25 protein-coding genes are annotated in these 19,153 nt (G+C 62.6%); 13 read left to right on the forward strand and 12 right to left on the reverse strand.

Features of this window, described 5'->3' with window-relative positions; genetic code table 11:
- Positions 1 to 6: 6 nt before the first annotated feature.
- Genes ACTJJN_RS17560 through ACTJJN_RS17570 form a run of 3 tightly spaced genes read right to left on the reverse strand, consistent with a single transcriptional unit; the run spans position 7 to position 1,804 of the window.
- Positions 7 to 852 carry an alpha/beta hydrolase gene (locus tag ACTJJN_RS17560; RefSeq protein ID WP_440781464.1) on the reverse strand — a complete coding sequence of 282 codons (846 nt, stop codon included), beginning with the start codon at positions 850 to 852 and terminating at the stop codon, positions 7 to 9.
- Positions 853 to 860: 8 nt separating this feature from the next.
- A complete protein-coding gene (locus tag ACTJJN_RS17565) occupies positions 861 to 1,652 on the reverse strand; it encodes a TSUP family transporter (RefSeq protein ID WP_014755162.1) in 792 nt (263 codons plus the stop codon).
- A 17-nt stretch (positions 1,653 to 1,669) separates the two neighbouring features.
- On the reverse strand, positions 1,670 to 1,804 hold the full coding sequence (locus ACTJJN_RS17570) for a hypothetical protein (RefSeq protein WP_440781480.1): 135 nt from the start codon (positions 1,802 to 1,804) through the stop codon (positions 1,670 to 1,672).
- 258 nt (positions 1,805 to 2,062) lie between these two features.
- Here ACTJJN_RS17570 and ACTJJN_RS17575 point away from each other — a divergent pair, with 258 nt between their 5' ends.
- Both ACTJJN_RS17575 and ACTJJN_RS17580 read left to right on the forward strand, forming a co-directional pair.
- Positions 2,063 to 2,947, forward strand: coding sequence for a sugar nucleotide-binding protein (locus tag ACTJJN_RS17575; protein ID WP_221100845.1), 885 nt, complete (start codon positions 2,063 to 2,065; stop codon positions 2,945 to 2,947).
- The gene (locus tag ACTJJN_RS17580; protein WP_003255418.1) at positions 2,940 to 3,872 is read left to right on the forward strand and encodes an NAD-dependent epimerase/dehydratase family protein; all 933 of its coding nucleotides are present in this window, start codon (positions 2,940 to 2,942) and stop codon (positions 3,870 to 3,872) included. Before ACTJJN_RS17575 ends, ACTJJN_RS17580 begins: the two co-directional genes overlap by 8 nt.
- 30 nt (positions 3,873 to 3,902) lie before the next feature.
- Here ACTJJN_RS17580 and ACTJJN_RS17585 read toward each other — a convergent pair whose 3' ends face one another.
- Positions 3,903 to 4,346, reverse strand: coding sequence for a winged helix-turn-helix transcriptional regulator (locus tag ACTJJN_RS17585; protein ID WP_011953338.1), 444 nt, complete (start codon positions 4,344 to 4,346; stop codon positions 3,903 to 3,905).
- Positions 4,347 to 4,449: 103 nt separating this feature from the next.
- Between ACTJJN_RS17585 and ACTJJN_RS17590 the strand changes: the two genes are divergently transcribed.
- Positions 4,450 to 5,655, forward strand: a complete 1,206-nt coding sequence (locus tag ACTJJN_RS17590) for an MFS transporter (protein ID WP_011953339.1) — start codon at positions 4,450 to 4,452, stop codon at positions 5,653 to 5,655.
- On the opposite strand, the gene ACTJJN_RS17595 is transcribed toward ACTJJN_RS17590, so the two are convergent.
- The 5 genes from ACTJJN_RS17595 to ACTJJN_RS17615 form a co-directional block, all read right to left on the reverse strand.
- Positions 5,643 to 6,326: an OmpW/AlkL family protein gene (locus ACTJJN_RS17595; RefSeq protein ID WP_003255412.1), complete on the reverse strand. Its 684-nt coding sequence runs from the start codon at positions 6,324 to 6,326 to the stop codon at positions 5,643 to 5,645. The two genes, ACTJJN_RS17590 and ACTJJN_RS17595, sit on opposite strands and share 13 nt — an antisense overlap.
- A 109-nt stretch (positions 6,327 to 6,435) precedes the next feature.
- Positions 6,436 to 6,948 carry a DUF3299 domain-containing protein gene (locus ACTJJN_RS17600; protein WP_014755168.1) on the reverse strand — a complete coding sequence of 171 codons (513 nt, stop codon included), beginning with the start codon at positions 6,946 to 6,948 and terminating at the stop codon, positions 6,436 to 6,438.
- A 97-nt stretch (positions 6,949 to 7,045) separates the two neighbouring features.
- Positions 7,046 to 8,311 (reverse strand): ABC transporter permease, encoded by a 1,266-nt coding sequence (locus ACTJJN_RS17605; RefSeq protein WP_014755169.1) that lies wholly within the window; start codon positions 8,309 to 8,311, stop codon positions 7,046 to 7,048.
- Positions 8,311 to 9,021, reverse strand: coding sequence for an ABC transporter ATP-binding protein (locus tag ACTJJN_RS17610; protein WP_014755170.1), 711 nt, complete (start codon positions 9,019 to 9,021; stop codon positions 8,311 to 8,313). Before ACTJJN_RS17610 ends, ACTJJN_RS17605 begins: the two co-directional genes overlap by 1 nt.
- A complete protein-coding gene (locus ACTJJN_RS17615; protein ID WP_014755171.1) occupies positions 9,022 to 9,597 on the reverse strand; it encodes a DUF2796 domain-containing protein in 576 nt (191 codons plus the stop codon). It abuts the gene before it with no gap.
- A 130-nt stretch (positions 9,598 to 9,727) separates the two neighbouring features.
- Here ACTJJN_RS17615 and ACTJJN_RS17620 point away from each other — a divergent pair, with 130 nt between their 5' ends.
- Entirely contained in the window at positions 9,728 to 10,072 is a 345-nt protein-coding gene (locus tag ACTJJN_RS17620) for a hypothetical protein (RefSeq protein ID WP_014755172.1), read from the forward strand.
- Positions 10,073 to 10,220: 148 nt separating this feature from the next.
- Here ACTJJN_RS17620 and trxA read toward each other — a convergent pair whose 3' ends face one another.
- From trxA to ACTJJN_RS17635, 3 genes are read right to left on the reverse strand one after another with little or no spacing between them, the layout of a single operon-like run.
- Complete coding sequence (trxA, locus tag ACTJJN_RS17625) at positions 10,221 to 11,093, reverse strand: thioredoxin (RefSeq protein WP_014755173.1); 873 nt, start codon at positions 11,091 to 11,093, stop codon at positions 10,221 to 10,223.
- A gap of 31 nt (positions 11,094 to 11,124) precedes the next feature.
- Positions 11,125 to 11,781 (reverse strand): class I SAM-dependent methyltransferase, encoded by a 657-nt coding sequence (locus ACTJJN_RS17630; RefSeq protein ID WP_014755174.1) that lies wholly within the window; start codon positions 11,779 to 11,781, stop codon positions 11,125 to 11,127.
- A gap of 3 nt (positions 11,782 to 11,784) precedes the next feature.
- A complete protein-coding gene (locus tag ACTJJN_RS17635; RefSeq protein WP_003255404.1) occupies positions 11,785 to 12,231 on the reverse strand; it encodes a YbaY family lipoprotein in 447 nt (148 codons plus the stop codon).
- Between the two features lie 106 nt (positions 12,232 to 12,337).
- On the opposite strand from ACTJJN_RS17635, the gene nrdR reads away from it, so the two are divergent.
- From nrdR to ACTJJN_RS17680, 9 genes are all read left to right on the forward strand, one after another.
- Entirely contained in the window at positions 12,338 to 12,802 is a 465-nt protein-coding gene (gene nrdR, locus ACTJJN_RS17640; RefSeq protein ID WP_003255402.1) for a transcriptional regulator NrdR, read from the forward strand.
- A gap of 2 nt (positions 12,803 to 12,804) precedes the next feature.
- The gene (gene ribD, locus ACTJJN_RS17645; RefSeq protein ID WP_017148064.1) at positions 12,805 to 13,935 is read left to right on the forward strand and encodes a bifunctional diaminohydroxyphosphoribosylaminopyrimidine deaminase/5-amino-6-(5-phosphoribosylamino)uracil reductase RibD; all 1,131 of its coding nucleotides are present in this window, start codon (positions 12,805 to 12,807) and stop codon (positions 13,933 to 13,935) included.
- Positions 13,936 to 13,977: 42 nt separating this feature from the next.
- Positions 13,978 to 14,643, forward strand: coding sequence for a riboflavin synthase (locus ACTJJN_RS17650; RefSeq protein ID WP_003255399.1), 666 nt, complete (start codon positions 13,978 to 13,980; stop codon positions 14,641 to 14,643).
- An 18-nt stretch (positions 14,644 to 14,661) separates the two neighbouring features.
- Positions 14,662 to 15,753: a bifunctional 3,4-dihydroxy-2-butanone-4-phosphate synthase/GTP cyclohydrolase II gene (gene ribBA / locus ACTJJN_RS17655; protein WP_003255398.1), complete on the forward strand. Its 1,092-nt coding sequence runs from the start codon at positions 14,662 to 14,664 to the stop codon at positions 15,751 to 15,753.
- Positions 15,754 to 15,844: 91 nt separating this feature from the next.
- Positions 15,845 to 16,321 (forward strand): 6,7-dimethyl-8-ribityllumazine synthase, encoded by a 477-nt coding sequence (ribH, locus tag ACTJJN_RS17660; protein ID WP_003255395.1) that lies wholly within the window; start codon positions 15,845 to 15,847, stop codon positions 16,319 to 16,321.
- On the forward strand, positions 16,318 to 16,818 hold the full coding sequence (nusB, locus tag ACTJJN_RS17665; RefSeq protein WP_003255393.1) for a transcription antitermination factor NusB: 501 nt from the start codon (positions 16,318 to 16,320) through the stop codon (positions 16,816 to 16,818). Before ribH ends, nusB begins: the two co-directional genes overlap by 4 nt.
- A gap of 18 nt (positions 16,819 to 16,836) precedes the next feature.
- Positions 16,837 to 17,805: a thiamine-phosphate kinase gene (gene thiL, locus ACTJJN_RS17670; protein WP_014755177.1), complete on the forward strand. Its 969-nt coding sequence runs from the start codon at positions 16,837 to 16,839 to the stop codon at positions 17,803 to 17,805.
- Positions 17,802 to 18,305 (forward strand): phosphatidylglycerophosphatase A family protein, encoded by a 504-nt coding sequence (locus tag ACTJJN_RS17675; RefSeq protein ID WP_003255391.1) that lies wholly within the window; start codon positions 17,802 to 17,804, stop codon positions 18,303 to 18,305. Before thiL ends, ACTJJN_RS17675 begins: the two co-directional genes overlap by 4 nt.
- 16 nt (positions 18,306 to 18,321) lie before the next feature.
- Positions 18,322 to 19,065, forward strand: coding sequence for a substrate-binding periplasmic protein (locus tag ACTJJN_RS17680; protein WP_014755178.1), 744 nt, complete (start codon positions 18,322 to 18,324; stop codon positions 19,063 to 19,065).
- Positions 19,066 to 19,153: the final 88 nt, after the last annotated feature.

The raw sequence follows: 19,153 nt of genomic DNA on the forward strand, positions 1-19,153 counted from the left end.
AACGCCTCAAGCATTGTCGAGGATGAACGTTGCGACCGTGTCGGCAACCTGGTCCGCTATTGCCGGAGTACTGCGCAAATGAGCTGCGATGCCATGGTCGCAGTCGGTAAGAAACAGGCATTGCAAACGTGACACTGAAACTGCTCGCATCAAGGCGAGGGTAACTTCTTCAGGAATCGGGCTATAGCGTTCAGTGCCAGCAAGCCACAGGTTGCCAGCGCTGGTGCCGGGGCCTTTGCCGAATCGCTGGGAGTTGAGCCCGTCGTACTCGCCGATCACCATCAATACTCTTCCTCGAAACTGGTTGAGGAAGGTGTAGCTATCGCTCTCCAGAAAACCGAAAGGCTTGTTGATGGCGGCAGTGAATGCCGGGCCGAACGGCGCCTGGTGGGCATCGTCTGGATAAACTGCAGGGCAGATCAATACGATGCTGTCCACTTGTGGGAACTGTGCTGCAAGCTTAAGCGTAATTGCCGCGCCAAGGCTGTGGCCAATGAGCGTTCGGCATCGAGGCGCGATATGCGCGTGGAAACGCTTTGCTTCATCAAGGTTTGTAGCCAGTGACGGCGACATTGCGCCTGGCTCGCTGGCGAGGCTATGACCTGACAGATTGCCAGTGAGTGAACCAATGCCTGCGGTTTGCAGGCGATAAAGCAGAGGGTTGAGCCGGGTAAAGTCGGAACGCGCGCCCCCCAAAACGAATGCGGGGGCTGCGCGCTCGATATCAGGTACCAGCAATCGCGCCTGTTGCTGGTAGTTTTCAAAGACTTCATTGATGAACAGCTCTTTGCCCGGGGCGGGCTCGTCAAACTGCCACTTCACGCGCTGCGGGGAAGCCTTTTGAATGTGCATGGTGCTCTCTAGAAGAACTGGTTGAGCCATTCGCCGAGCGGGTTGCCGGTATCGAGCAGCAGTTTGAGTGCCATGATGCAGCAGACACTGACCAGCAGCGGTTTTATGAGGCGCGAGCCGAAGCGCACTGCGCAGCGAGCCCCCAATTGTGCGCCCAGAAAGGCGGCGAGCGCCATTGCCAGCGCCAGCGGCCAGATGATCGCCCCGCTGAGAGAAAAAACTGACAATGCGCCCAGGTTACAGGCCGCGTTCAAAAGCTTGCTGGTGCATACGGCTTGAATGAGGTGCTGGCCCAAGAGGACCACGCAGGCCAGCATGAAGAACGAGCCGACTCCAGGGCCGAAGATGCCGTCATAAAAGCCAATGATGGGTGCAGCCGTCACGCAGAATAGGCTAGTCGATACCTTTGCCTTGCGCGCTTGTTCATTCGGCTTTGGACTGAAGGCAAAGTAGGCGGCGATCAGGATCAGCAGTGGTGGGACGCACGCCTGCAGAACGCTTTTGGGGACGTAAGTTATCGACAAGGCCCCCAGCGCCCCGCCGATAAACGCCATGACAGCCATGGGACTGCCTCGTCTCCAGTCGATCATGCCTTTGCGGGCGAAGGCGCACGTAGCCGAAACCGTAGCCGAAGCTGCCTGGAACTTGTTAGTGGCAATAGCTGCCAAGGGTTCTACACCGGCAATAAACAACACCGGGAGCGTGATAAGGCCACCGCCGCCGGCGATAGCATCAAAAAAGCCGGCCATCAGTGCAACCAGTGCGAGTAGCAGAACAAACGTCAAGTCGATTTCGATCATGGGGTATTTTCCTGTGCTCAACCACGTACCAGCAGCGGGTCTTCAGCGAGCACCAACGTTACGGCGAAGGGGGAGTATCCGAATTGACGGATAAGCAGGCGCCGGTTGTCCTCTGGGGAGAAATCCAGGTAGGCAGCTTCCGAATGAAGCATTGAACGTTCCTTGTCGTTTTTAGGTGAAACTCCCTGGCCGGCAAGTGGGGAGTCGACTATTCAATGCAGTTATGCCGTGACGTGGTAGTCAGTCCATTCCTTGTATGTCGTAGGAGATTTCTGTCTGTGGCGGTATTGAGCGGTGAAACGGTGGAATCACCCCCTGTGGCATCGAACGGGTCCGGTGTTGGACTTCCCGGGCAGGAAACCGCAAAATGACTCTTTTTTCTCATCAACCTCTCCGGATCTGCTGACTCTATGCGTATGCGCCTAATGCTGTTGGGTGGTGGCAATGCCCTCGGGCAAGCGCTGATTCGTCTTGGGGCCGAGGAGGACATCGCATTCCTGGCACCGCGCCCGCCCGAGAACGGCTGGGCGCCCTCAAGCCTCACTCAGCTGCTCGATGACCATCGCCCCGACGCGCTGGTCAACCTGGCCTATTACTTCGACTGGTTCCAGGCCGAGTCGGTCAGCGAGCAGCGCCTGGCTCAACAGGAGCGGGCGGTGGAGCGGTTGGCAGAGCTGTGCCAGCACCATCAGATCACCTTGGTGCAGCCCTCCAGCTACCGTGTGTTCGATGGTTCGCGGGCCACGGCCTATAGCGAAAAGGACGAGCCAGTGCCGCTGGGCTTGCGTGGCCAGGCCCTATGGCGCATAGAGCAGAGCGTGCGTGCGGCCTGCCCGCAGCATGTGTTGCTGCGCTTTGGCTGGATGCTGGACGAGAGCATCGATGGCGCGTTGGGCCGCTTCCTGACCCGTGCCGAGCAACCACAGGAACTGCTGCTGGCCGATGATCGACGTGGCAACCCTACGCCGGTTGATGATGCCGCCCGAGTGATCCTGTCGGTGCTCAAGCAACTGGATTGCAATGCGCCGCTGTGGGGCACCTACCATTACGCCGGCAATGAGGCGACCACGCCGCTGGCGCTGGGCCAGGCGATCCTCGCCGAGGCCGGTCAATACCGCCAGCTGGCCGTTCAGGCCCCCACGCCGCAGGCCCATGCCGCGCGCCCGGATGCCAGCGAAGAGCCACAGCACGCGGTACTGGCCTGCAAGAAAATCCTTCATACCTTCGGTATCAAGCCGCGTGCCTGGCGCGCTGGTTTGCCACCTCTACTGGACCGGTTCTACCGCCATGGCTGACGCCCCCATCCTGATCACCGGCGGTGCCGGCTTCATTGGCTCCCACCTGTGCGATGCGTTGTTGGACAAAGGCTACGCCGTACGCATTCTCGACGACTTCTCCACGGGCCGGCGAAGCAATCTGCAGGTCGACCACCCACGGCTGGAACTGATCGAAGGTGATGTTGCCGATGCAGGGCTGGTCACTCAGGCTGCGGCTGGCTGCCGTGCTGTGGTGCATCTGGCGGCGGTAGCGTCGGTTCAGGCCTCGGTCGAAGACCCGGTGCGTACCCACCAGAGTAACTTCATCGGTACCCTCAACGTTTGCGAAGCCATGCGCGTGCATGGCGTGCGCCGGGTGCTCTTCGCCTCCAGCGCAGCGGTGTACGGCAACAATGGTGAAGGGGAGTCGATTTCCGAAGACACGCCCAAGGCGCCGTTGACCCCTTATGCCGTGGACAAGCTGGCCAGTGAGCAGTACCTGGACTTCTACCGTCGCCAGCATGGTCTGGAGCCGGTGGTGTTTCGCTTCTTCAATATCTTCGGGCCACGGCAGGACCCTTCCTCACCGTATTCCGGGGTGATCAGCATCTTCTGCGAGCGCGCTGTGCAGGGCTTGCCGATTACAGTGTTCGGTGACGGCGAGCAGACCCGTGACTTCCTTTACGTGGGCGACCTGGTGCAGGTGATGGTGCAGGCACTGGAGCAGCCGCAGGTTGAGGAGGGGGCGGTGAACATCGGGCTGAACCAGGCGACCTCACTGAACCAGTTGCTGGCTGCGCTGGAGAAGGTTGTAGGGAGCTTGCCAGCGATCAGCTATGCGGCGGCGCGATCGGGTGATATCCGCCATTCGCGAGCGGATAACCAGCGGTTGTTGGCGCGGTTCAAATTTGCGCAGGTAACGCCGATGGTTGAAGGCCTGACAAAGCTTCTCGGTAAAGGCTGAGCCCCGCGGGGCTGCTCAGCAGCCCTGACATCACCCATGCCGCACCCTTCTGCGCTGGCAATCTTCGGGATGTAAGACCCGCCCATCCTGGCCACGGACCTGCAATATTTCAAGCGCCTGCCCCGTCACGCCGTCCACCAGCTCCGAACGCGTTTCACCCGCCTCGAACAGAAACCGCTCCCCCCACTGCCTCAAACCAACCACCACTGGAAACACCGACCGCCCTTTGTCGGTCAGCACATATTCTTTATAGGCACTGCCATCCGACGCCGGCTGTGTCATCAGCAACCCACTTTCCACCAACAGCTTTAGCCGCGAGGTGAGGATGTTCTTCGCCAGCCCCAGGTTCTTCTGAAATTCACTGAAACGCCGTAGGCCGTCAAAGGCATCGCGCAGGATCATCAGCGCCCAACGGTCACCCAGCACCTCCAGAGCCCGGGCCACGGGGCACTGCGCATTGTTTTCATCGAGCATGGGGCAAGCCTGCCTTGATTACCTGGTTGCAGATTAAAACCACATTTGCTAAATAGCCAGCATGTGGTTTCAAATTGAAACCAGATTCCAGAGGCTTTGCCGGATGACACCTTCGCTGACACGCTGGATAACCCTGTTGCTTGCCACCACCAGTGCGATGGCTGTGGCGACGGTGTACTTCGCTCAACCGCTGCTTGAGTCGATGGCTGCTGAGTTGGGGGTGGCGCAGCAGCAGATTGGCTGGGTCGTTGGCGCGACCCAGGGGGGTTACGCCCTGGGGCTGCTACTGATTGTTCCCCTCGGGGACTTGGTCGACCGTAAACGTCTGTTGCTTGGCCAGTTGCTGTTCTCGGCGCTTGCGCTGGTCGGCGTTGGCATGGCGCCGAACTGGGCAATATTGCTGCTGGCTTTGGCTATCGCCGGGTTGATGGCAGTCATGGTGCAGGTGATGGTGGCTCATGCCGCGAGCCTGGCCTCACCTGGCCAGCAAGGGCAGGCGGTAGGCACCGTCACCAGTGGTGTGGTGCTGGGTATTCTGCTGGCACGGCTGGCTTCGGGCGGGCTCGCTGACCTGGCCGGTTGGCGAAGTGTGTACCTGGTCGCCGCAGGGCTCTTGATGGTGTTGGCGCTGGTGCTGTGGCGCAGTCTGCCCGGCGGGCAGCCGATGAGGAGTCGGCCGGGTTACCGGGCGCTGATCATGGCCCAGTTCAGCCTGTATCGGCACGACCGGTTGCTGCGCCAGCGCGGCGTGTTCGGTGTGTTGATCTTCGCCGCATTCAGCGTGCTGTGGAGTGCCATGGTCATGCCGCTCAGTGCTGCGCCGCTGGCGCTGAGCCATACCGAGATCGGCCTGTTTGGCCTGGCAGGTGTCGCGGGTACGCTGGCGGCTTCGCATGCCGGTCGTCTGGCCGACCTTGGAAGGGGTGAGCGTACGACCGGGGTGTCGTTGGCCCTGCTGACGCTGTCGTGGCTGCCAACAGCGTTCGTCGAGCATTCACTGCTGGCCTTCGTGCTGGGTGTGCTGATGCTGGACTTTGCCGTGCAGGCAGTGCATGTCACCAACCAGAGCCTGTTGCTGGCGGGGCGTGGTGCGATGGCTAGCCGTTTGATCGGCGCCTATATGTGTTGCTATTCGCTGGGCAGCGGTTTGGGGGCGGTGTTGGCGAGCTGGGTGTATGCACACTGGGGCTGGGTTGCCGTGTGTGGGCTTGGCATGGGCATCAGTGCCGTCGCACTGTGCTACTGGCTATGGCTGCAACGCGCGAGGGCGGCCGAAGCCGCCCTGCAATGTTCAGGTCAGAACTTGTAGCCAAGGCCGACCATGTATACCCATGGGTCGACGTCGACGTTGACCTTGGTCTTGCTGTAGCCAAGGGCGGTCGGGCCGTTGACGCTGGCCTTGGTGTCGATGTCGACGTACCAGACCGAGGCGTTTACCAGCAGGTTGTCGGTCAGCAAGTAGTCCATGCCCAGTTGGCCGGCGATACCTACCGAATCCTGCAGCTTGAGGTTGCTGAAGCCTTGTTGCTTGCGTGCGCTGCTCAAGTCTTCGTCAAAGAACAGGGTGTAGTTGATACCGACGCCAGCGTACGGCTGGAAGCGCGAATTCGGTTCCATTGGGTAGTACTGCAGCGACAGCGTCGGTGGCAGTTGCTTGATGTCTGCCAGCTTGCCGTCCAGCCCGCCGCCCAGGCCTTTTACGGCGACGGTGTGCTTGAACGGGGTAGCTGCCAGCAGCTCCAGGCCGATGTGGTCGGTGAGCATGTAGGCAAAGGTCAGGCCCAACTGGGTATCGCTGTCCAGGGTCGCCTTGGTGCCTGACACCTTGTTACCGTCAAACTTGAGGTCGCCGCTGCTCTCGTTCGGGGCGGTGGTGATGGCGCCTGCGCGCAGGATCATGTCCCCCGCCTGATAGGCGTGGGCGGCAGGGGCGGCGAGCGCAAGGGCCACAAGCGAGGCACCCAGCAAGGACTTGTTCATGGAAGCTCCCAAAGGACGTTATTAATCGAGTGGTCCAATGGTACGGAGCTGGTTAAACGGAAAGTTTGACCCAGCTCAAAGAAGCGTCTTCACGAATTCGAAACAGTTCTCATCTCAGCTCATAAGCGTAGATTTTCTCGGCTTCCATCTGGTAGCCGGCGTCGGCCAACTCGCTGCTGGAAGCTCTAACCTGCATCTTTCCCTCGATCCAGTAGGGCTGGTAGAGGTCTTCGACGCGCACGCCCATCTCGCTGAAAATGTGCACGATCTGGTTCGGCGGTGGCGGCGGCACGTGGATGCACGCGCCATAGTAAGGGACCAGCAGGAATTCGGTGGTGCGGCCTTCTTCGCTGACCTCCAGTGGCACGATGTAGCCGGGTAGTTTGACCTGTTGGCCGTCGAGGCTTTTTACCACTGGCGCATCGGGCGCCTGTTGGCGCGCGGGTGGGGCGGATTCGGCAGACAGGGCGTTGCTGAGCTGTGACATGTCGTGCAGCGGGGTGAGTTGCGGCGGGATGACCGGGGCGCCTTCGGGGATCAGGGCGGGCCAGTCCAGCTCCTTGGGTTCGGCGGCCCATAGAGGCATCGCTACCAGCAACAGCAAGGCCAGCAGCATGTGCATTGCCGGCCTCTTCGCGGGNTCCGAAGCCTGTGGGGCTCCCTGTGGGAGCGGGCGTGCCCGCGAAGCAGGCGGTGAGGTGTTTGATCATTACGCGCACTCAGAGGTGTATGGACAGGCCGTCGGCCAGCGATTGCCGGTAAGCCCGCCACGCCGGCACGCTGCCCATCAGCAACGCGGCCCCCAGGATGATAGCCAGCAAGGTCCATTCATGGGTACTCGGCATAGCCAGTGGCAAGTACAAACCATAGTTGGCCTGCACATACCCCTGTGCCAGGGCGATACCCGCATATAGCAAGCCAAGCCCGGCCACGATCCCGACCGAGGCCAGTGACAGTGCTTCCAGTACCAGCAACCCCGCAATATGCCAAGGCCGGGCCCCGACCGAACGCAAGATCGCCATCTCTCGGCGGCGTTCGTTGAGGCTGGTGAGAATCGCCGTGAGCATGCCGATCAAACCGGTCAGCACCACGAACAGTGACACCACGAACAATGCCTGTTCTGCAGTGCCCATCAGGCTCCACAGCTCCTGCAGGGCAACCCCTGGCAGGATCGCCAGCAACGGCTCGCTGCGGTACTCGTTGATCTCTCGCTGCAAACTGAAGGTTGCGATCTTGCTGTTAAGGCCAAGCATGAACGCAGTGATGGCGGCTGGTTGCAGGTCCATGGTACGGGCCTGCTCGGCGCTGATGCGGCCGGCGCCACGGGCGGGTACGCCGTTGTGCCAGTCGATATGGATCGCTTCCATGCCGCCCAGGCTGATATGCAGGGTGCGGTCGACGGGTGTGCCGGTGCGCTTGAGTACGCCGACCACGGTAAACGGCTTGTCGTCGTGCTTGACCAGGCTGATTGCGGCCACACCGTGGGCCAGCACCAGCTTGTCACCCAGCTTGTAGTGCAATGCCTCGGCCACTTCGGCGCCGAGCACCACTTCGAACGGGTCGTTGGCGAACGTACGCCCCTGGCTCAGTTCCAGGTGCTGGCGGCGACCGTACTGGTAATGGCTGAAGTAATCCGTGGTGGTACCCATCACTCTGTAACTGCGGTGCGAGTCGCCCAGCGAGATCGGGATTGCCCACTTCACCCGTGGGTCCTGTGCATAGTGCTGGAAGCTGTCCCAGCGGATGTTGTTGGTCGCGTTGCCAATGCGGAACACCGAATACAGCAGCAGGTTTACCGAGCCGGAGCGGGCACCGACAATCAGGTCGGTGCCGCTGATGGTGCTGGCGAAGCTGGCACGGGCTTCGGTACGGACCCGCTCGACAGCCAGCAGCAGGCACACCGACAGGGCAATGGCAAAGGCGGTCAGAAACGCCGTGAAGCGGCGGTTGGCCAGGCTGGCCAAGGCAAGGCGGAGCAGGTACATCAGGCCTCCCGGGGCTTGGCGGCGCGGTTCAGTTCGGCAAGCGACAGGTGGCGGTCGAACAGCGGTGCCAGGCTCTGGTCGTGGCTGACGAACAACAAGCTGGCACCGGCGGCACGGCACTCATCGAACAGCAGGCGGATGAACGCTTCACGGGTGTCTGCATCCAGTGCCGAGGTCGGTTCGTCGGCAATCACCAGCTCAGGCTGGCCGATCAGTGCGCGGGCGGCGGCGACCCGTTGCTGCTGGCCGATCGACAGGCTGTCGGCGCGGCGGGCGAGCATGGCAGGGTCACCCAGGCCCAGGTGGGTCAGCAGCGTGCTGGCCGCCTGGTCAACACTGCCATGGCGCTGCTCGGCGCGGGCCTTGCGGCTGCGCGAGAAGCGGCAGGGCAGCTCGACGTTTTCACGTACCGAGAGGAACGGCAGCAGGTTGAACTGCTGGAAGATATACCCGGTGTGATCGACCCGAAAGCGGTCGCGGGCGCCCTGGCTCAGGCTGCCAAGGTCCTGACCGAGCAACTGGATGCGGCCCTGGACCGGCACGTTCACCCCGCCCAGCAGGCCCAGCAAGGTCGTCTTGCCACTGCCGCTGGGGCCCTTGAGAAACAGCGCTTCACCAGCGTCCAGGCGTAATGACGGAATATCCAGCAGCGGCGGGTGACCTGGCCAGGCGAACATCAGGTCATGCAGATCGATCAACGGCTGGTTCATTCAGAAGGCGACCGTTGCCTTGGCCGGCGTGGTTTCCACGCCTTTCTGGCCATTGGGGCCGATCAGTTGCACGTTGATTTTCTGGGTGGCGGGGAAGGCCTTGAACAGCGGCGCCAGGTCCAGCTCTGTCAGTTTGTCGGGGTTGGCGCAAGTCAGCTGATAATGGGCGCCGATGTCGCTGTGCTGATGGCCGTGCTCGTGCTCGTCACCCTCGTCGTCGGCCTTGGAGGCGTCACCGAAGAGAGGGCTTTCCAGTGCCTGCTGGTCTTCCTTGCAGCCTGCGGCGGCGGAAAGGCCGAACAGCTTTAGTGGTTGTTCAAGTTGCTGGCGCACGGCGGCGACTTTGGCCTTGTCGGCATCGCTGCTGGCGGCATGCTCGAAGCCGACCAGGTTCATTGCCGGGCTGTCCAGTTCCAGTTCCAAGGTATTGCCATCGAGCACTGCGTTGAGCTTGGCTACGCCATGCTCGTGGGCGCCGAGGGAGCCGTGGGCATGGTCATGATCATGGTCATCGTGAGCATGGGCCACGGCCAGTGGCAGCAAAGCGAAGGGCAGGGCGAGCAGCAGGCGACGCATGGACGACTCCGGAGCGGGCTGAAAGATCGAGTTATGTTATAACAACTTCTCAGCGTGCCGCCAGCCTGTGTGGCGCATGTTTCATGTTGCGGTAGCATGGCTGCATTGATTTGGGCTCAAGGAATGCATCATGAGAATTCGTGGACAGATTGGTGATTGGCCGGTGGACCTGACCATCGAGCTGACGCCTGAAGAGTGGGCGCAACTGGGGCGGCAGACCGAGGTGCCGATGGTACTCCAGGCGGCCGCGACAGCTGCGGTGGTCGCACCGCGCCAAGATGACGGTCAGTGGGCTGCGGCGCGTGATGTGTTGCGTCTGGCAGGACAGATGAGCGGGCCGGAATTGCTGGACCGGCTGGAAGGGTTGGCGGGGAGTACGGCGGCGGGTAAACGGTTGCTGGTGCGCTTGCGGCACAGCAGTGAGGTAAAGGTAGAAAGTGGCGTGGATGCGCCGATGTATCACTGGGTGGGGTGAGTGCTGTTTTCGCTGTTGGAGCCAAGCCTGCGCGCTCGCCTGTAGGAGCGGGTTTACCCGCGAACACCGGCAGAGCCGGTGCCTTCACTGCGCTGGTTCCTCGCGGGCATGCCCGCTCTCACAGGTCCAGCGCAGGCTTCAAGGTCACTCAGAACATCGCCGCCGACAGCTTGCGACGATAAACACCAACCAGCGGGTGATCGCCACCCAGCAATTCGAACACCTGCAACAGCGCCTTCTGCGGCAGCCCGTTCTCGTAGCCACGGTTACGCTGGAACAGCTTCAGCAGCCCCTCCAGCGCCGCCTCATACTGCTGGCGCGCCAGTTGCTGAATGCTCAGCTGATAAGCCGCCTCGTCGTCTTGCGGGTTCTGCGCCAGACGGCTTTTAAGGTCTGCCACTTCCGGCAGGCTGGCAGCCTGGCGCAGGAAGGTCAGCTGGGCCTTGGCACCGGCCAGTGCAGCTTTGTGTTCGTCAGTCTTGACCGCATCCAGCACCACTTGCGCTTCGCCCAGCTCGCCACGCTCGGCCAGGCAGCGGGCATACAGGATCAGCGCCTCGACATTGCTGTTGTCCTCACCCAGCAGCGCCTGCAACAGCGCTTCGGTTTCGGCAAAACGGCTTTCGGCAAACAGCGCCTTTGCCTGCTCCAGTGGCGAGGCGGTGGGCGCGGCTGGCATTTGTACATGCGGCTCGAGCATGGCGCGGATCGCCGACTCCGGTTGCGCCCCGGCAAAACCGTCCACCGGCTGACCGTCCTTGAACAGCACCACTGTCGGCAGGCTACGGATGCCGAACTGGGCAACCACCTGTTGCTCCACGTCGCAGTTGATCTTGGCCAGCAGCAGTTCGCCCTGGTAACCCTCGGCAATCTTTGCCAGCAATGGCATCAGCGCCTTGCACGGCGCGCACCACTCGGCCCAGAAGTCCACCAGCACTGGCTTGTGGAAGGAGTTCTCGATCACCAGTTGCTGGAAGTTGGTATCGGTGGCGTCGAAAATGTAAGGCGTGTCTTGGGTCATCGCGACTCTCGCAAACTCGTGTATGGCACCACTATAAGGTGTCGCGGCTGGCGTGGTACAGGCTGACCCGGCGGAATTCGTGTGGCTCGGCCAGGTCCGGCAGGGTCAGTGCTTCGAGCACGCCCAATTGCTGGTACAACGGGTGGTGAAAGTCACGTACCCGCGAGTCGGCCACCAAGGCCTGCCGACCGCGGCTCAGGAAGGCATCCAGCAGCGGCAGGTTGGCGCGGTCGTACAGCACATCGGCAACCAGGATCAGGTCGAAGCGGTCTTCCTCGGCAAAAAAATCGTTGCTGTAGCGTAATGTCACCCCGTTCAGTGCTGCATTCGCACGGCAGGCATCGAGGGCCAGCGGGTCGAGGTCGCAGGCCACCACTTCCCGTGCACCGGCGCGTGCAGCAGCAATGCCGGCGATACCAGAGCCGGCGCCAAAGTCCAGCACGCGCTTGCTCGCCACCCACTCCGGGCGTTCGGCCAGGTAGCGGGCCATTGCCAGCCCGCTGGCCCAGCAGAAGCTCCAATAGGGAGGTTCTTCAAGAATGCGCCGGGTTTCTTCGCTGCTGAAGGCGCGATCCATGTTCTGGTCGTCGATCAGCCATAGCTTCAGGTCACAGTCGGGCAGTTCGCTGACGATCAGGCGTGCTTCGCCGATCAGGCCGCTGAGGGCCTGTTGCAGAGCCAGCGGCATCACTTAAGGCGCCTTCTCGAAACGCAGCGGGCCGGTGGCCTGGGTTTGTGCTTGGGTAATGCGCACCGGGGGCAGGTGCATGATCAGCTGGCCGGAGTTGCTGGCGCGGCCACGCAGTTCGACCCGGGCACCGGGCGGGAAGGCTTCGGGGTTGAAGCGCAGGTGGTAGGGCAGTGCCTGGCCGGTACCGGTCAGATTACTGCTGGCCAGCAGGCGCTGCGGGCGGTCGCGTTCGTCGATCACCAGCAAGGCCAGTTCCACCTCGGCACCCGCCGGAATTTCCAGCAAGGTGCCGCTCAGCTCGCGCTGGTAGGCCGGCAGCGGGCCCAGTACTTCGGCCTTGGCCGAAGGGGCTGGCGCGGGCACTGGGTTGTCGGTCTTTGGCCTGTCGCTGCCGCAGGCGGCAAGCAGAGCGGCGCAGCACAGCACGACGAGCGCTCGGTAGTGCATGGGGGAGTCCTTCACGGGCATATTTCCCATGGATGTTAACCCCTTTGGCTTGTCTTGCCAGTGCAATGCGCTACCATGGCCCTCCCTTTTTTTGTTGCCTGCCACCATGCACTGTCCCTTTTGCGGTGCCAACGACACCAAGGTCATCGACTCTCGCCTCGTCGCCGAGGGCGAGCAGGTGCGCCGCCGCCGTGAATGCGTGGCCTGCGGCGAGCGCTTCACCACCTTCGAAACCGCCGAGCTGGTGCTGCCCCGGCTGATCAAGCAGGACGGCACGCGCCAGCCCTTCGACGAAGAAAAGCTGCGCGCTGGTATGCAACGGGCCCTGGAAAAGCGTCCGGTCAGCGTCGAGCGCCTGGAAGCTGCGCTGGCGCACATCAAGAGCCGGTTGCGTGCCACAGGCGAGCGCGAAGTCAAATCGTTGGTGGTCGGTGAAATGGTCATGGCCGAGTTGCGCAAACTCGATGAAGTGGCCTATATCCGCTTTGCTTCGGTGTACCGGCGCTTCCAGGACCTCGACGAGTTCCGCGAAGAAATCGACCGCCTGGCCCGTGAGCCAGCTAAAGAGTGAACATGCCCAGCCAAGCTGCCATTCTCGACGCCCACTACATGGCCCGCGCGCTGGAGCTGGCGCGTAAAGGCCTGTACACCACCCACCCGAACCCGCGCGTAGGCTGCGTGATCGTGCGTGATGGTGAAGTGGTTGGCGAAGGTTGGCACGTTCGCGCCGGCGAGCCTCATGCCGAAGTGCATGCCCTGCGCCAGGCCGGTGAACTTGCCCGCGGTGCTTGTGCCTACGTCACCCTGGAACCATGCAGCCATCATGGCCGTACGCCACCGTGTGCCGAGGCACTGGTCAAGGCCGGCGTGACGCGTGTCGTAGCCGCCATGCAGGACCCTAACCCGCAAGTGGCGGGACAGGGCCTGCGGCGCCTGGCCGAAGCCGGAATCGAAGTGGCCAGCGGAGTGCTCGAAGCCGAGGCCCGCGCCCTCAACCCAGGCTTCCTCAAGCGCATGGAGCACGGCCTGCCGTTCGTTCGCGCCAAGCTGGCCATGAGCCTGGACGGCCGCACGGCCATGGCCAGTGGTGAAAGCCAGTGGATCACCGGGCCGGCCGCGCGCTCAGCCGTGCAGCGCTTGCGCGCCCGCTCCAGCGTGGTGCTGACCAGCGCCGCCAGCGTGCTGGCAGACAACGCACGCATGACCGTGCGTGGCGCCGAGCTGGGCCTGGATGCCGAAACAGCCGCCCTGGCACTCAGCCGCACACCCTTGCGGGTGCTGGTCGATGGCCGCCTGCGCCTGCCACTGGCGGCGCCGTTCTTCCAGGCGGGCCCAGCGCTGGTGGTGACTGCTGTCGCAGATGACCCGCGCTATGCCGCTGCCGGCCACGAATTGCTCAGCTTGCCGGGCGACAATGGCCAGGTCGACCTGGCGGCGCTGCTTCGCGCCCTGGCTGCCCGCGGCGTCAACGAAGTCCTGCTGGAAGCCGGTGCCGGCCTGGTCGGTGCCTTTGCACGGCAAGGCCTGGTCGACGAGTACCAGCTGTTCGTCGCTGGCACCTTCCTCGGCTCTCAGGCCCGGCCGCTGCTGGACTGGCCGATGGACAAGATGAGCGAAGCACCACGGCTGAAAATTACCGAAATGCGCGCAGTGGGCGATGACTGGCGGGTCACGGCCATCCCCCTGCCAGCACCCGGCGTATAATGCCGGGCTTGCCCCGCGCAAACCGTTTTTGAGGAAGACCCCATGTTCACCGGCATCATCGAATCCATCGGCACCATCCGCAGCCTGACCCCCAAGGGTGGAGACGTGCGCGTCTACGTAGAAACCGGCAAGCTCGACCTGGGGGACGTCAAGCTCGGCGACAGCATCGCCGTCAACGGTGTATGCCTCACGGCCGTAGAACTGCCGGGCGACGGCTTTTGGGCCGATGTCAGCGTCGAAACCCTCAAGCGCACCGCCTTCATCGACCTCAAGAGCGGCAGCAAGGTCAACCTGGAAAAAGCCCTGACCCCCACCACCCGCCTGGGCGGGCACCTGGTCAGCGGCCACGTCGACGGGGTTGGCGAAATCATTTCGCGCAGCGATAACGCCCGCGCCATCCAGTTCCGCGTGCGTGCACCGAAGGAACTGGCCAAGTACATCGCCCACAAGGGTTCGATCACCGTCGACGGCACCAGCCTGACGGTCAATGAGGTCAATGGCGCCGAGTTCGAGCTGACCATTGTCCCGCACACTCTGTCCGAAACCATCATGGCCGATTACCGTGCAGGGCGTCGGGTAAACCTTGAGGTCGACCTGCTGGCCCGTTACCTGGAGCGCTTGCTGCTGGGTGACAAGGCCGCCGAACCGAGCAAGGGCAGTGGCATTACCGAAAGCTTCCTGGCCGCCAATGGCTTCTTGAAATCCTGATTGAGAAGGGGGTGCCGCGTGGCGCTCAACAGCATCGAAGAACTGGTCGAAGACATCCGCCAGGGCAAAATGGTCATCCTGATGGATGACGAAGACCGCGAGAACGAAGGCGACATCATCATGGCGGCCGAATGCTGCCAGCCTGAGCACATCAACTTCATGGCCAAGCATGCCCGTGGCCTGATCTGCATGCCGATGACCCGCGAGCGTTGCGAAACGCTGAAGCTGCCGTTGATGGCGCCGCGCAACGGCTCGGGCTTCGGCACCAAGTTCACCGTGTCGATCGAGGCCGCCGAGGGTGTCACTACCGGTATTTCCGCCGCCGACCGCGCACGCACTGTGCAGGCTGCTGCTGCGAAGGACGCCAAGGCCGAAGACATTGTCAGCCCTGGCCACATCTTCCCGCTGATGGCCCAGCCAGGCGGTACGCTGGCGCGTGCCGGCCACACCGAAGCCGCCTGTGACCTGGCGCGCATGGCCGGTTTCGAGCCAAGCGGCGTGATCTGCGAAGTGATGAACGACGACGGCACCATGTCGCGCCGCGCCGAACTGGAAGTGTTCGCCGCCGAGCACGGCCTGAAGATCGGCACCATTGCCGACCTGATCCACTACCGCATGATCCACGAGCGCACCGTGCAGCGTGTTTCCGAGCAATCGGTGGAGAGCGAGCTGGGTGAGTTCAACCTGGTCACCTACCGTGACGCGGTCGAAGGCGACGTGCACATGGCCTTGACCCTGGGCAAGATCTGCGCCGAAGAGCCGACCTTGGTACGGGTACACAATATGGACCCACTGCGTGACCTGCTGCTGGTCAAGCAGCCAGGCCGCTGGAGCCTGCGCGCGGCCATGGCCGCAGTGGCCGAAGCCGGCAGTGGCGTGGTGCTGCTGCTGGGGCACCCGCTGGACGGCGACGTGCTGCTGGCGCACATCCGCGAAAGCGCGGGCGATGCACCGGCCAAGGCACCGACTACCTACAGCACTGTGGGGGCCGGTTCGCAGATCCTGCGCGACCTCGGTGTGCGCAAGATGCGCCTGATGAGTTCGCCGATGAAGTTCAACGCGATATCCGGATTCGATCTGGAAGTTGTAGAATACGTGCCCTCCGAGTGACTTGAGGCGGCATTGACGCCCTCTGCTCGAGTCCAGACCCCTGTCGAGGCCGCTTGTATGCGGCCTCGCTCTTGAAGATGAGAATATCGGAATGACCCTGAAGACCATCGAAGGTACCTTCATCGCCCCCAAAGGTCGCTATGCTTTGGTGGTTGGCCGCTTCAACAGCTTCGTTGTCGAAAGCCTGGTAAGCGGTGCCGTTGATGCCCTGGTACGCCACGGTGTCAGCGAAAGCGACATCACCATCATCCGTGCCCCGGGTGCATTCGAGATCCCGCTGGTGGCACAGAAGGTCGCCCAGCAAGGCGCCTACGACGCGATCATCGCCCTGGGCGCCGTGATCCGTGGCGGTACCCCGCACTTCGAATACGTGGCGGGCGAGTGCACCAAGGGCCTGGCCCAGGTGTCCATGGAGTTCGGTGTTCCGGTGGCCTTCGGCGTACTGACCGTCGACTCCATCGAGCAAGCCATCGAGCGTTCTGGCACCAAAGCCGGCAACAAAGGTGCTGAAGCTGCCCTGTCCGCACTGGAAATGGTCAGCCTGCTGGCGCAGTTGGAGGCCAAGTGATTAGCGACGAAAGCGATCGTTTCAACCCGCGCGATCCAAAACCTGCGGATGCCGGCAAGCCCTCGAAGAGCGCCAAGCGCCGCGAAGCCCGCAAGCTCGCGACCCAGGCCCTCTACCAGTGGCACATGGCCCAGCATTCGCTGAACGAGATCGAAGCGCAGTTCCGGGTGGATAACGATTTCACCGATGTCGACGGTGCCTATTTCCGCGAGATCCTGCATGGGGTCCCGGCAATCAAGGGCGAAATCGACAAAGCGCTGGTGCCTTGCATGACCATCGCACTGGAAGAGCTCGACCCGGTCGAGCTGGCCGTGCTGCGCCTGTCCACCTGGGAGCTGATCAAACGCGTCGACGTGCCGTACCGCGTCGTGATCAACGAAGGCGTGGAGCTGGCCAAGGTCTTCGGTGCCACTGACGGCCACAAGTTCGTCAACGGCGTGCTCGACAAGCTAGCCCCGGCGCTGCGTGAAGCAGAAGTCAAGGCGAACAAGCGCTGATCCTGGCGCTGCCTGGTCATGGGTGAGTTCGAGCTGATCAACCATTACTTCGCCGCTGCGCCCTGTGCGCAGGGTGGCGAGGGCGTGGCGCTGGGTATCGGCGACGACTGTGCCCTGCTGGACCTTCCCCCCGGTGAGCAACTGGCGGTGTCGACCGACACCCTGGTCGCCGGGGTGCACTTTCCTGCTGTTTGCGATCCGTTGCTGCTTGGCCAGCGATCGTTGGCTGTGGCGGCCAGTGACTTGGCAGCCATGGGCGCGACCGCAATCGGCTTTACCCTCGCACTGACCCTCCCTGACGTTGGCCCGGACTGGCTGGCGGCCTATGCCGACGGCCTTGGTCGCATGGCCCACCGTTGCCGCATGAGCCTGATCGGTGGTGACACGACGCGCGGCCCCTTGAGTATCACCGTCACCGTGTTCGGCCGCGTGCCGGCTGGCCAGGCCTTGCGCCGCAGCGGTGCAAGGCCGGGTGACCTGTTGTGTGTCGGCGGTTCGCTGGGCAAGGCCGCCGGTGCCTTGCCCTTGGTGCTGGGCGAGCGCGAGGCGCCTGCCGCGCAGGCCGAGCCGCTGCTGGCCCATTACTGGTCACCGATGCCGCAGCTCACCCTCGGTGCCCTGCTGCGTGGCCGGGCCACGGCGGCGCTGGACATCTCCGACGGGCTGCTCGCCGACTGTGGGCATATTGCCAAGGCATCCGGTGTCGCGTTGGAGGTGAACCTGGCGCAAGTGCCAGTGTCTCCTGCTCTGGAGGCCTTCCTCGGCCGTGAAGCAGCCGTGCAGGCGGCGCTTACCGGTGGCGACGATTACGTACTGGCCTTCACCTTGCCATCCGAGGCGCTGGCGCCCTTGGCAGCCTTCGATTTTATCGAAGTGCATACCGTCGGTCGTGTGCTCGAAGGGCAAGGCGTTACCTTGCGCGACGCACAGGGCCAGGACATAACCCCCGTCCAGCGGGGCTATCAACACTTTAGGGAGAGACCGTGACCGATCACCCCAACCAGGTGCCTGCGGAGTTCGTTCCGCCTTCGGTCTGGCGCAACCCGTGGCACTTCATCGCTTTTGGCTTCGGTTCTGGCACCTTGCCCAAGGCGCCAGGTACCTGGGGCTCGCTGGTGGCCATACCGTTTATCCCGCTTTGGCAGATGTTGCCCGACTGGGGATACTGGCTGTTGCTCGGCGTGAGCATGCTGTTTGGCTTCTGGTTGTGCGGCAAAGTTGCCAATGACTTGCGTGTACACGACCATGAAGGCATTGTCTGGGACGAGATTGTCGGCATGTGGATCACCCTCTGGCTGGTGCCGGAGGGCTGGCAGTGGCTGTTGGCAGGGTTCCTGATGTTCCGCTTCTTCGACATCCTCAAGCCGTGGCCGATCCGCTGGATCGATCGCCATGTGCACGGGGGCGTCGGCATCATGCTCGACGATATCCTGGCCGGGGTGTTTGCCTGGTTGGGCATGCAGGTTCTGGTGTGGGCGGTTGCCTGAAACAGGGAGTGCGTGAATGGCCGTAAGGACTGTACTGCTGGCAATACTGCTGAGTATTGCCCCGTGGGTAACGGCTGCCGAGGGTATCCCGAAACAGATCCATCTGGTTAGCGAGGAGTGGCTCGACTACACCAATGCCGACGGTACCGGGGTGGCCTGGGATGTGCTGCGCAAAGTGTTCGAGCCGGCCGGCGTCGAGGTGGTTACCCAGAGCGCGCCCTACAGCCGGGCGGTTGGCCTGGTCAAGCGCGGCGAGGCTGATGCCTGGGTTGGCTCGTACAAGGAAGAGAACGACGACAACCTGTACCCGCGCTGGCACTTCGACATGGACCACATCTATGCCCTGGGGCTGGCCAGCAAACCTGCGCCTACCCTGGATACCATCGGCAAGTACCGGTTGGCTTGGGTGCGTGGTTATGATTACGGCAGCTACTTGCCCAATGTGCGTGAATTCCGCGAAATCCAGCGTCGCGAGGGCATTTTGCCGATGCTCGAGCATGACCGGGTGGACTACTACATCGACGCACTGACCGAGGTCGACTACGTGCTAGGGCAAGCCTCCCAGCCTGAGCGCTTCCGCCGTACCCACGTGGCCGAGTTGCCGTTGTACCTGGCTTTTGCCCGTAACGACCAGGCCAAGGCCCTGTGCGACCTGTTCGACAAGCGCATGAAGGAGCTGGTGCGTAGCGGCGAACTGAAACCGATTTTCGAGCACTGGAAACAGCCCTATCCGTTCAACGCGGGTAGTCACCCGCACTGAGACTGAATACACCAAGGTACATCGCGGCCCCCTGTGGCAGCGGGCTTGTGATTGAGCGATGGCTTTTTAATAAGTATCGAACTTTTCG

Source organism: Pseudomonas sp. 22515, from assembly GCF_052044625.1.
Classification (GTDB): domain Bacteria; phylum Pseudomonadota; class Gammaproteobacteria; order Pseudomonadales; family Pseudomonadaceae; genus Aquipseudomonas; species Aquipseudomonas alloputida.

Bases quoted from the DNA above. Each gene is read 5' to 3' on its own strand.
- ACTJJN_RS17560 (WP_440781464.1), bottom strand. From the start codon at position 852: ATGCACATTCAAAAGGCTTCCCCGCAGCGCGTGAAGTGGCAGTTTGAC.
- ACTJJN_RS17565 (WP_014755162.1), bottom strand. From the start codon at position 1,652: ATGATCGAAATCGACTTGACGTTTGTTCTGCTACTCGCACTGGTTGCA.
- ACTJJN_RS17570 (WP_440781480.1), bottom strand. From the start codon at position 1,804: ATGCTTCATTCGGAAGCTGCCTACCTGGATTTCTCCCCAGAGGACAAC.
- ACTJJN_RS17575 (WP_221100845.1), top strand. From the start codon at position 2,063: ATGCGTATGCGCCTAATGCTGTTGGGTGGTGGCAATGCCCTCGGGCAA.
- ACTJJN_RS17580 (WP_003255418.1), top strand. From the start codon at position 2,940: ATGGCTGACGCCCCCATCCTGATCACCGGCGGTGCCGGCTTCATTGGC.
- ACTJJN_RS17585 (WP_011953338.1), bottom strand. From the start codon at position 4,346: ATGCTCGATGAAAACAATGCGCAGTGCCCCGTGGCCCGGGCTCTGGAG.
- ACTJJN_RS17590 (WP_011953339.1), top strand. From the start codon at position 4,450: ATGACACCTTCGCTGACACGCTGGATAACCCTGTTGCTTGCCACCACC.
- ACTJJN_RS17595 (WP_003255412.1), bottom strand. From the start codon at position 6,326: ATGAACAAGTCCTTGCTGGGTGCCTCGCTTGTGGCCCTTGCGCTCGCC.
- ACTJJN_RS17600 (WP_014755168.1), bottom strand. From the start codon at position 6,948: ATGCACATGCTGCTGGCCTTGCTGTTGCTGGTAGCGATGCCTCTATGG.
- ACTJJN_RS17605 (WP_014755169.1), bottom strand. From the start codon at position 8,311: ATGTACCTGCTCCGCCTTGCCTTGGCCAGCCTGGCCAACCGCCGCTTC.
- ACTJJN_RS17610 (WP_014755170.1), bottom strand. From the start codon at position 9,021: ATGAACCAGCCGTTGATCGATCTGCATGACCTGATGTTCGCCTGGCCA.
- ACTJJN_RS17615 (WP_014755171.1), bottom strand. From the start codon at position 9,597: ATGCGTCGCCTGCTGCTCGCCCTGCCCTTCGCTTTGCTGCCACTGGCC.
- ACTJJN_RS17620 (WP_014755172.1), top strand. From the start codon at position 9,728: ATGAGAATTCGTGGACAGATTGGTGATTGGCCGGTGGACCTGACCATC.
- trxA (WP_014755173.1), bottom strand. From the start codon at position 11,093: ATGACCCAAGACACGCCTTACATTTTCGACGCCACCGATACCAACTTC.
- ACTJJN_RS17630 (WP_014755174.1), bottom strand. From the start codon at position 11,781: ATGCCGCTGGCTCTGCAACAGGCCCTCAGCGGCCTGATCGGCGAAGCA.
- ACTJJN_RS17635 (WP_003255404.1), bottom strand. From the start codon at position 12,231: ATGCACTACCGAGCGCTCGTCGTGCTGTGCTGCGCCGCTCTGCTTGCC.
- nrdR (WP_003255402.1), top strand. From the start codon at position 12,338: ATGCACTGTCCCTTTTGCGGTGCCAACGACACCAAGGTCATCGACTCT.
- ribD (WP_017148064.1), top strand. From the start codon at position 12,805: ATGCCCAGCCAAGCTGCCATTCTCGACGCCCACTACATGGCCCGCGCG.
- ACTJJN_RS17650 (WP_003255399.1), top strand. From the start codon at position 13,978: ATGTTCACCGGCATCATCGAATCCATCGGCACCATCCGCAGCCTGACC.
- ribH (WP_003255395.1), top strand. From the start codon at position 15,845: ATGACCCTGAAGACCATCGAAGGTACCTTCATCGCCCCCAAAGGTCGC.
- thiL (WP_014755177.1), top strand. From the start codon at position 16,837: ATGGGTGAGTTCGAGCTGATCAACCATTACTTCGCCGCTGCGCCCTGT.
- ACTJJN_RS17680 (WP_014755178.1), top strand. From the start codon at position 18,322: ATGGCCGTAAGGACTGTACTGCTGGCAATACTGCTGAGTATTGCCCCG.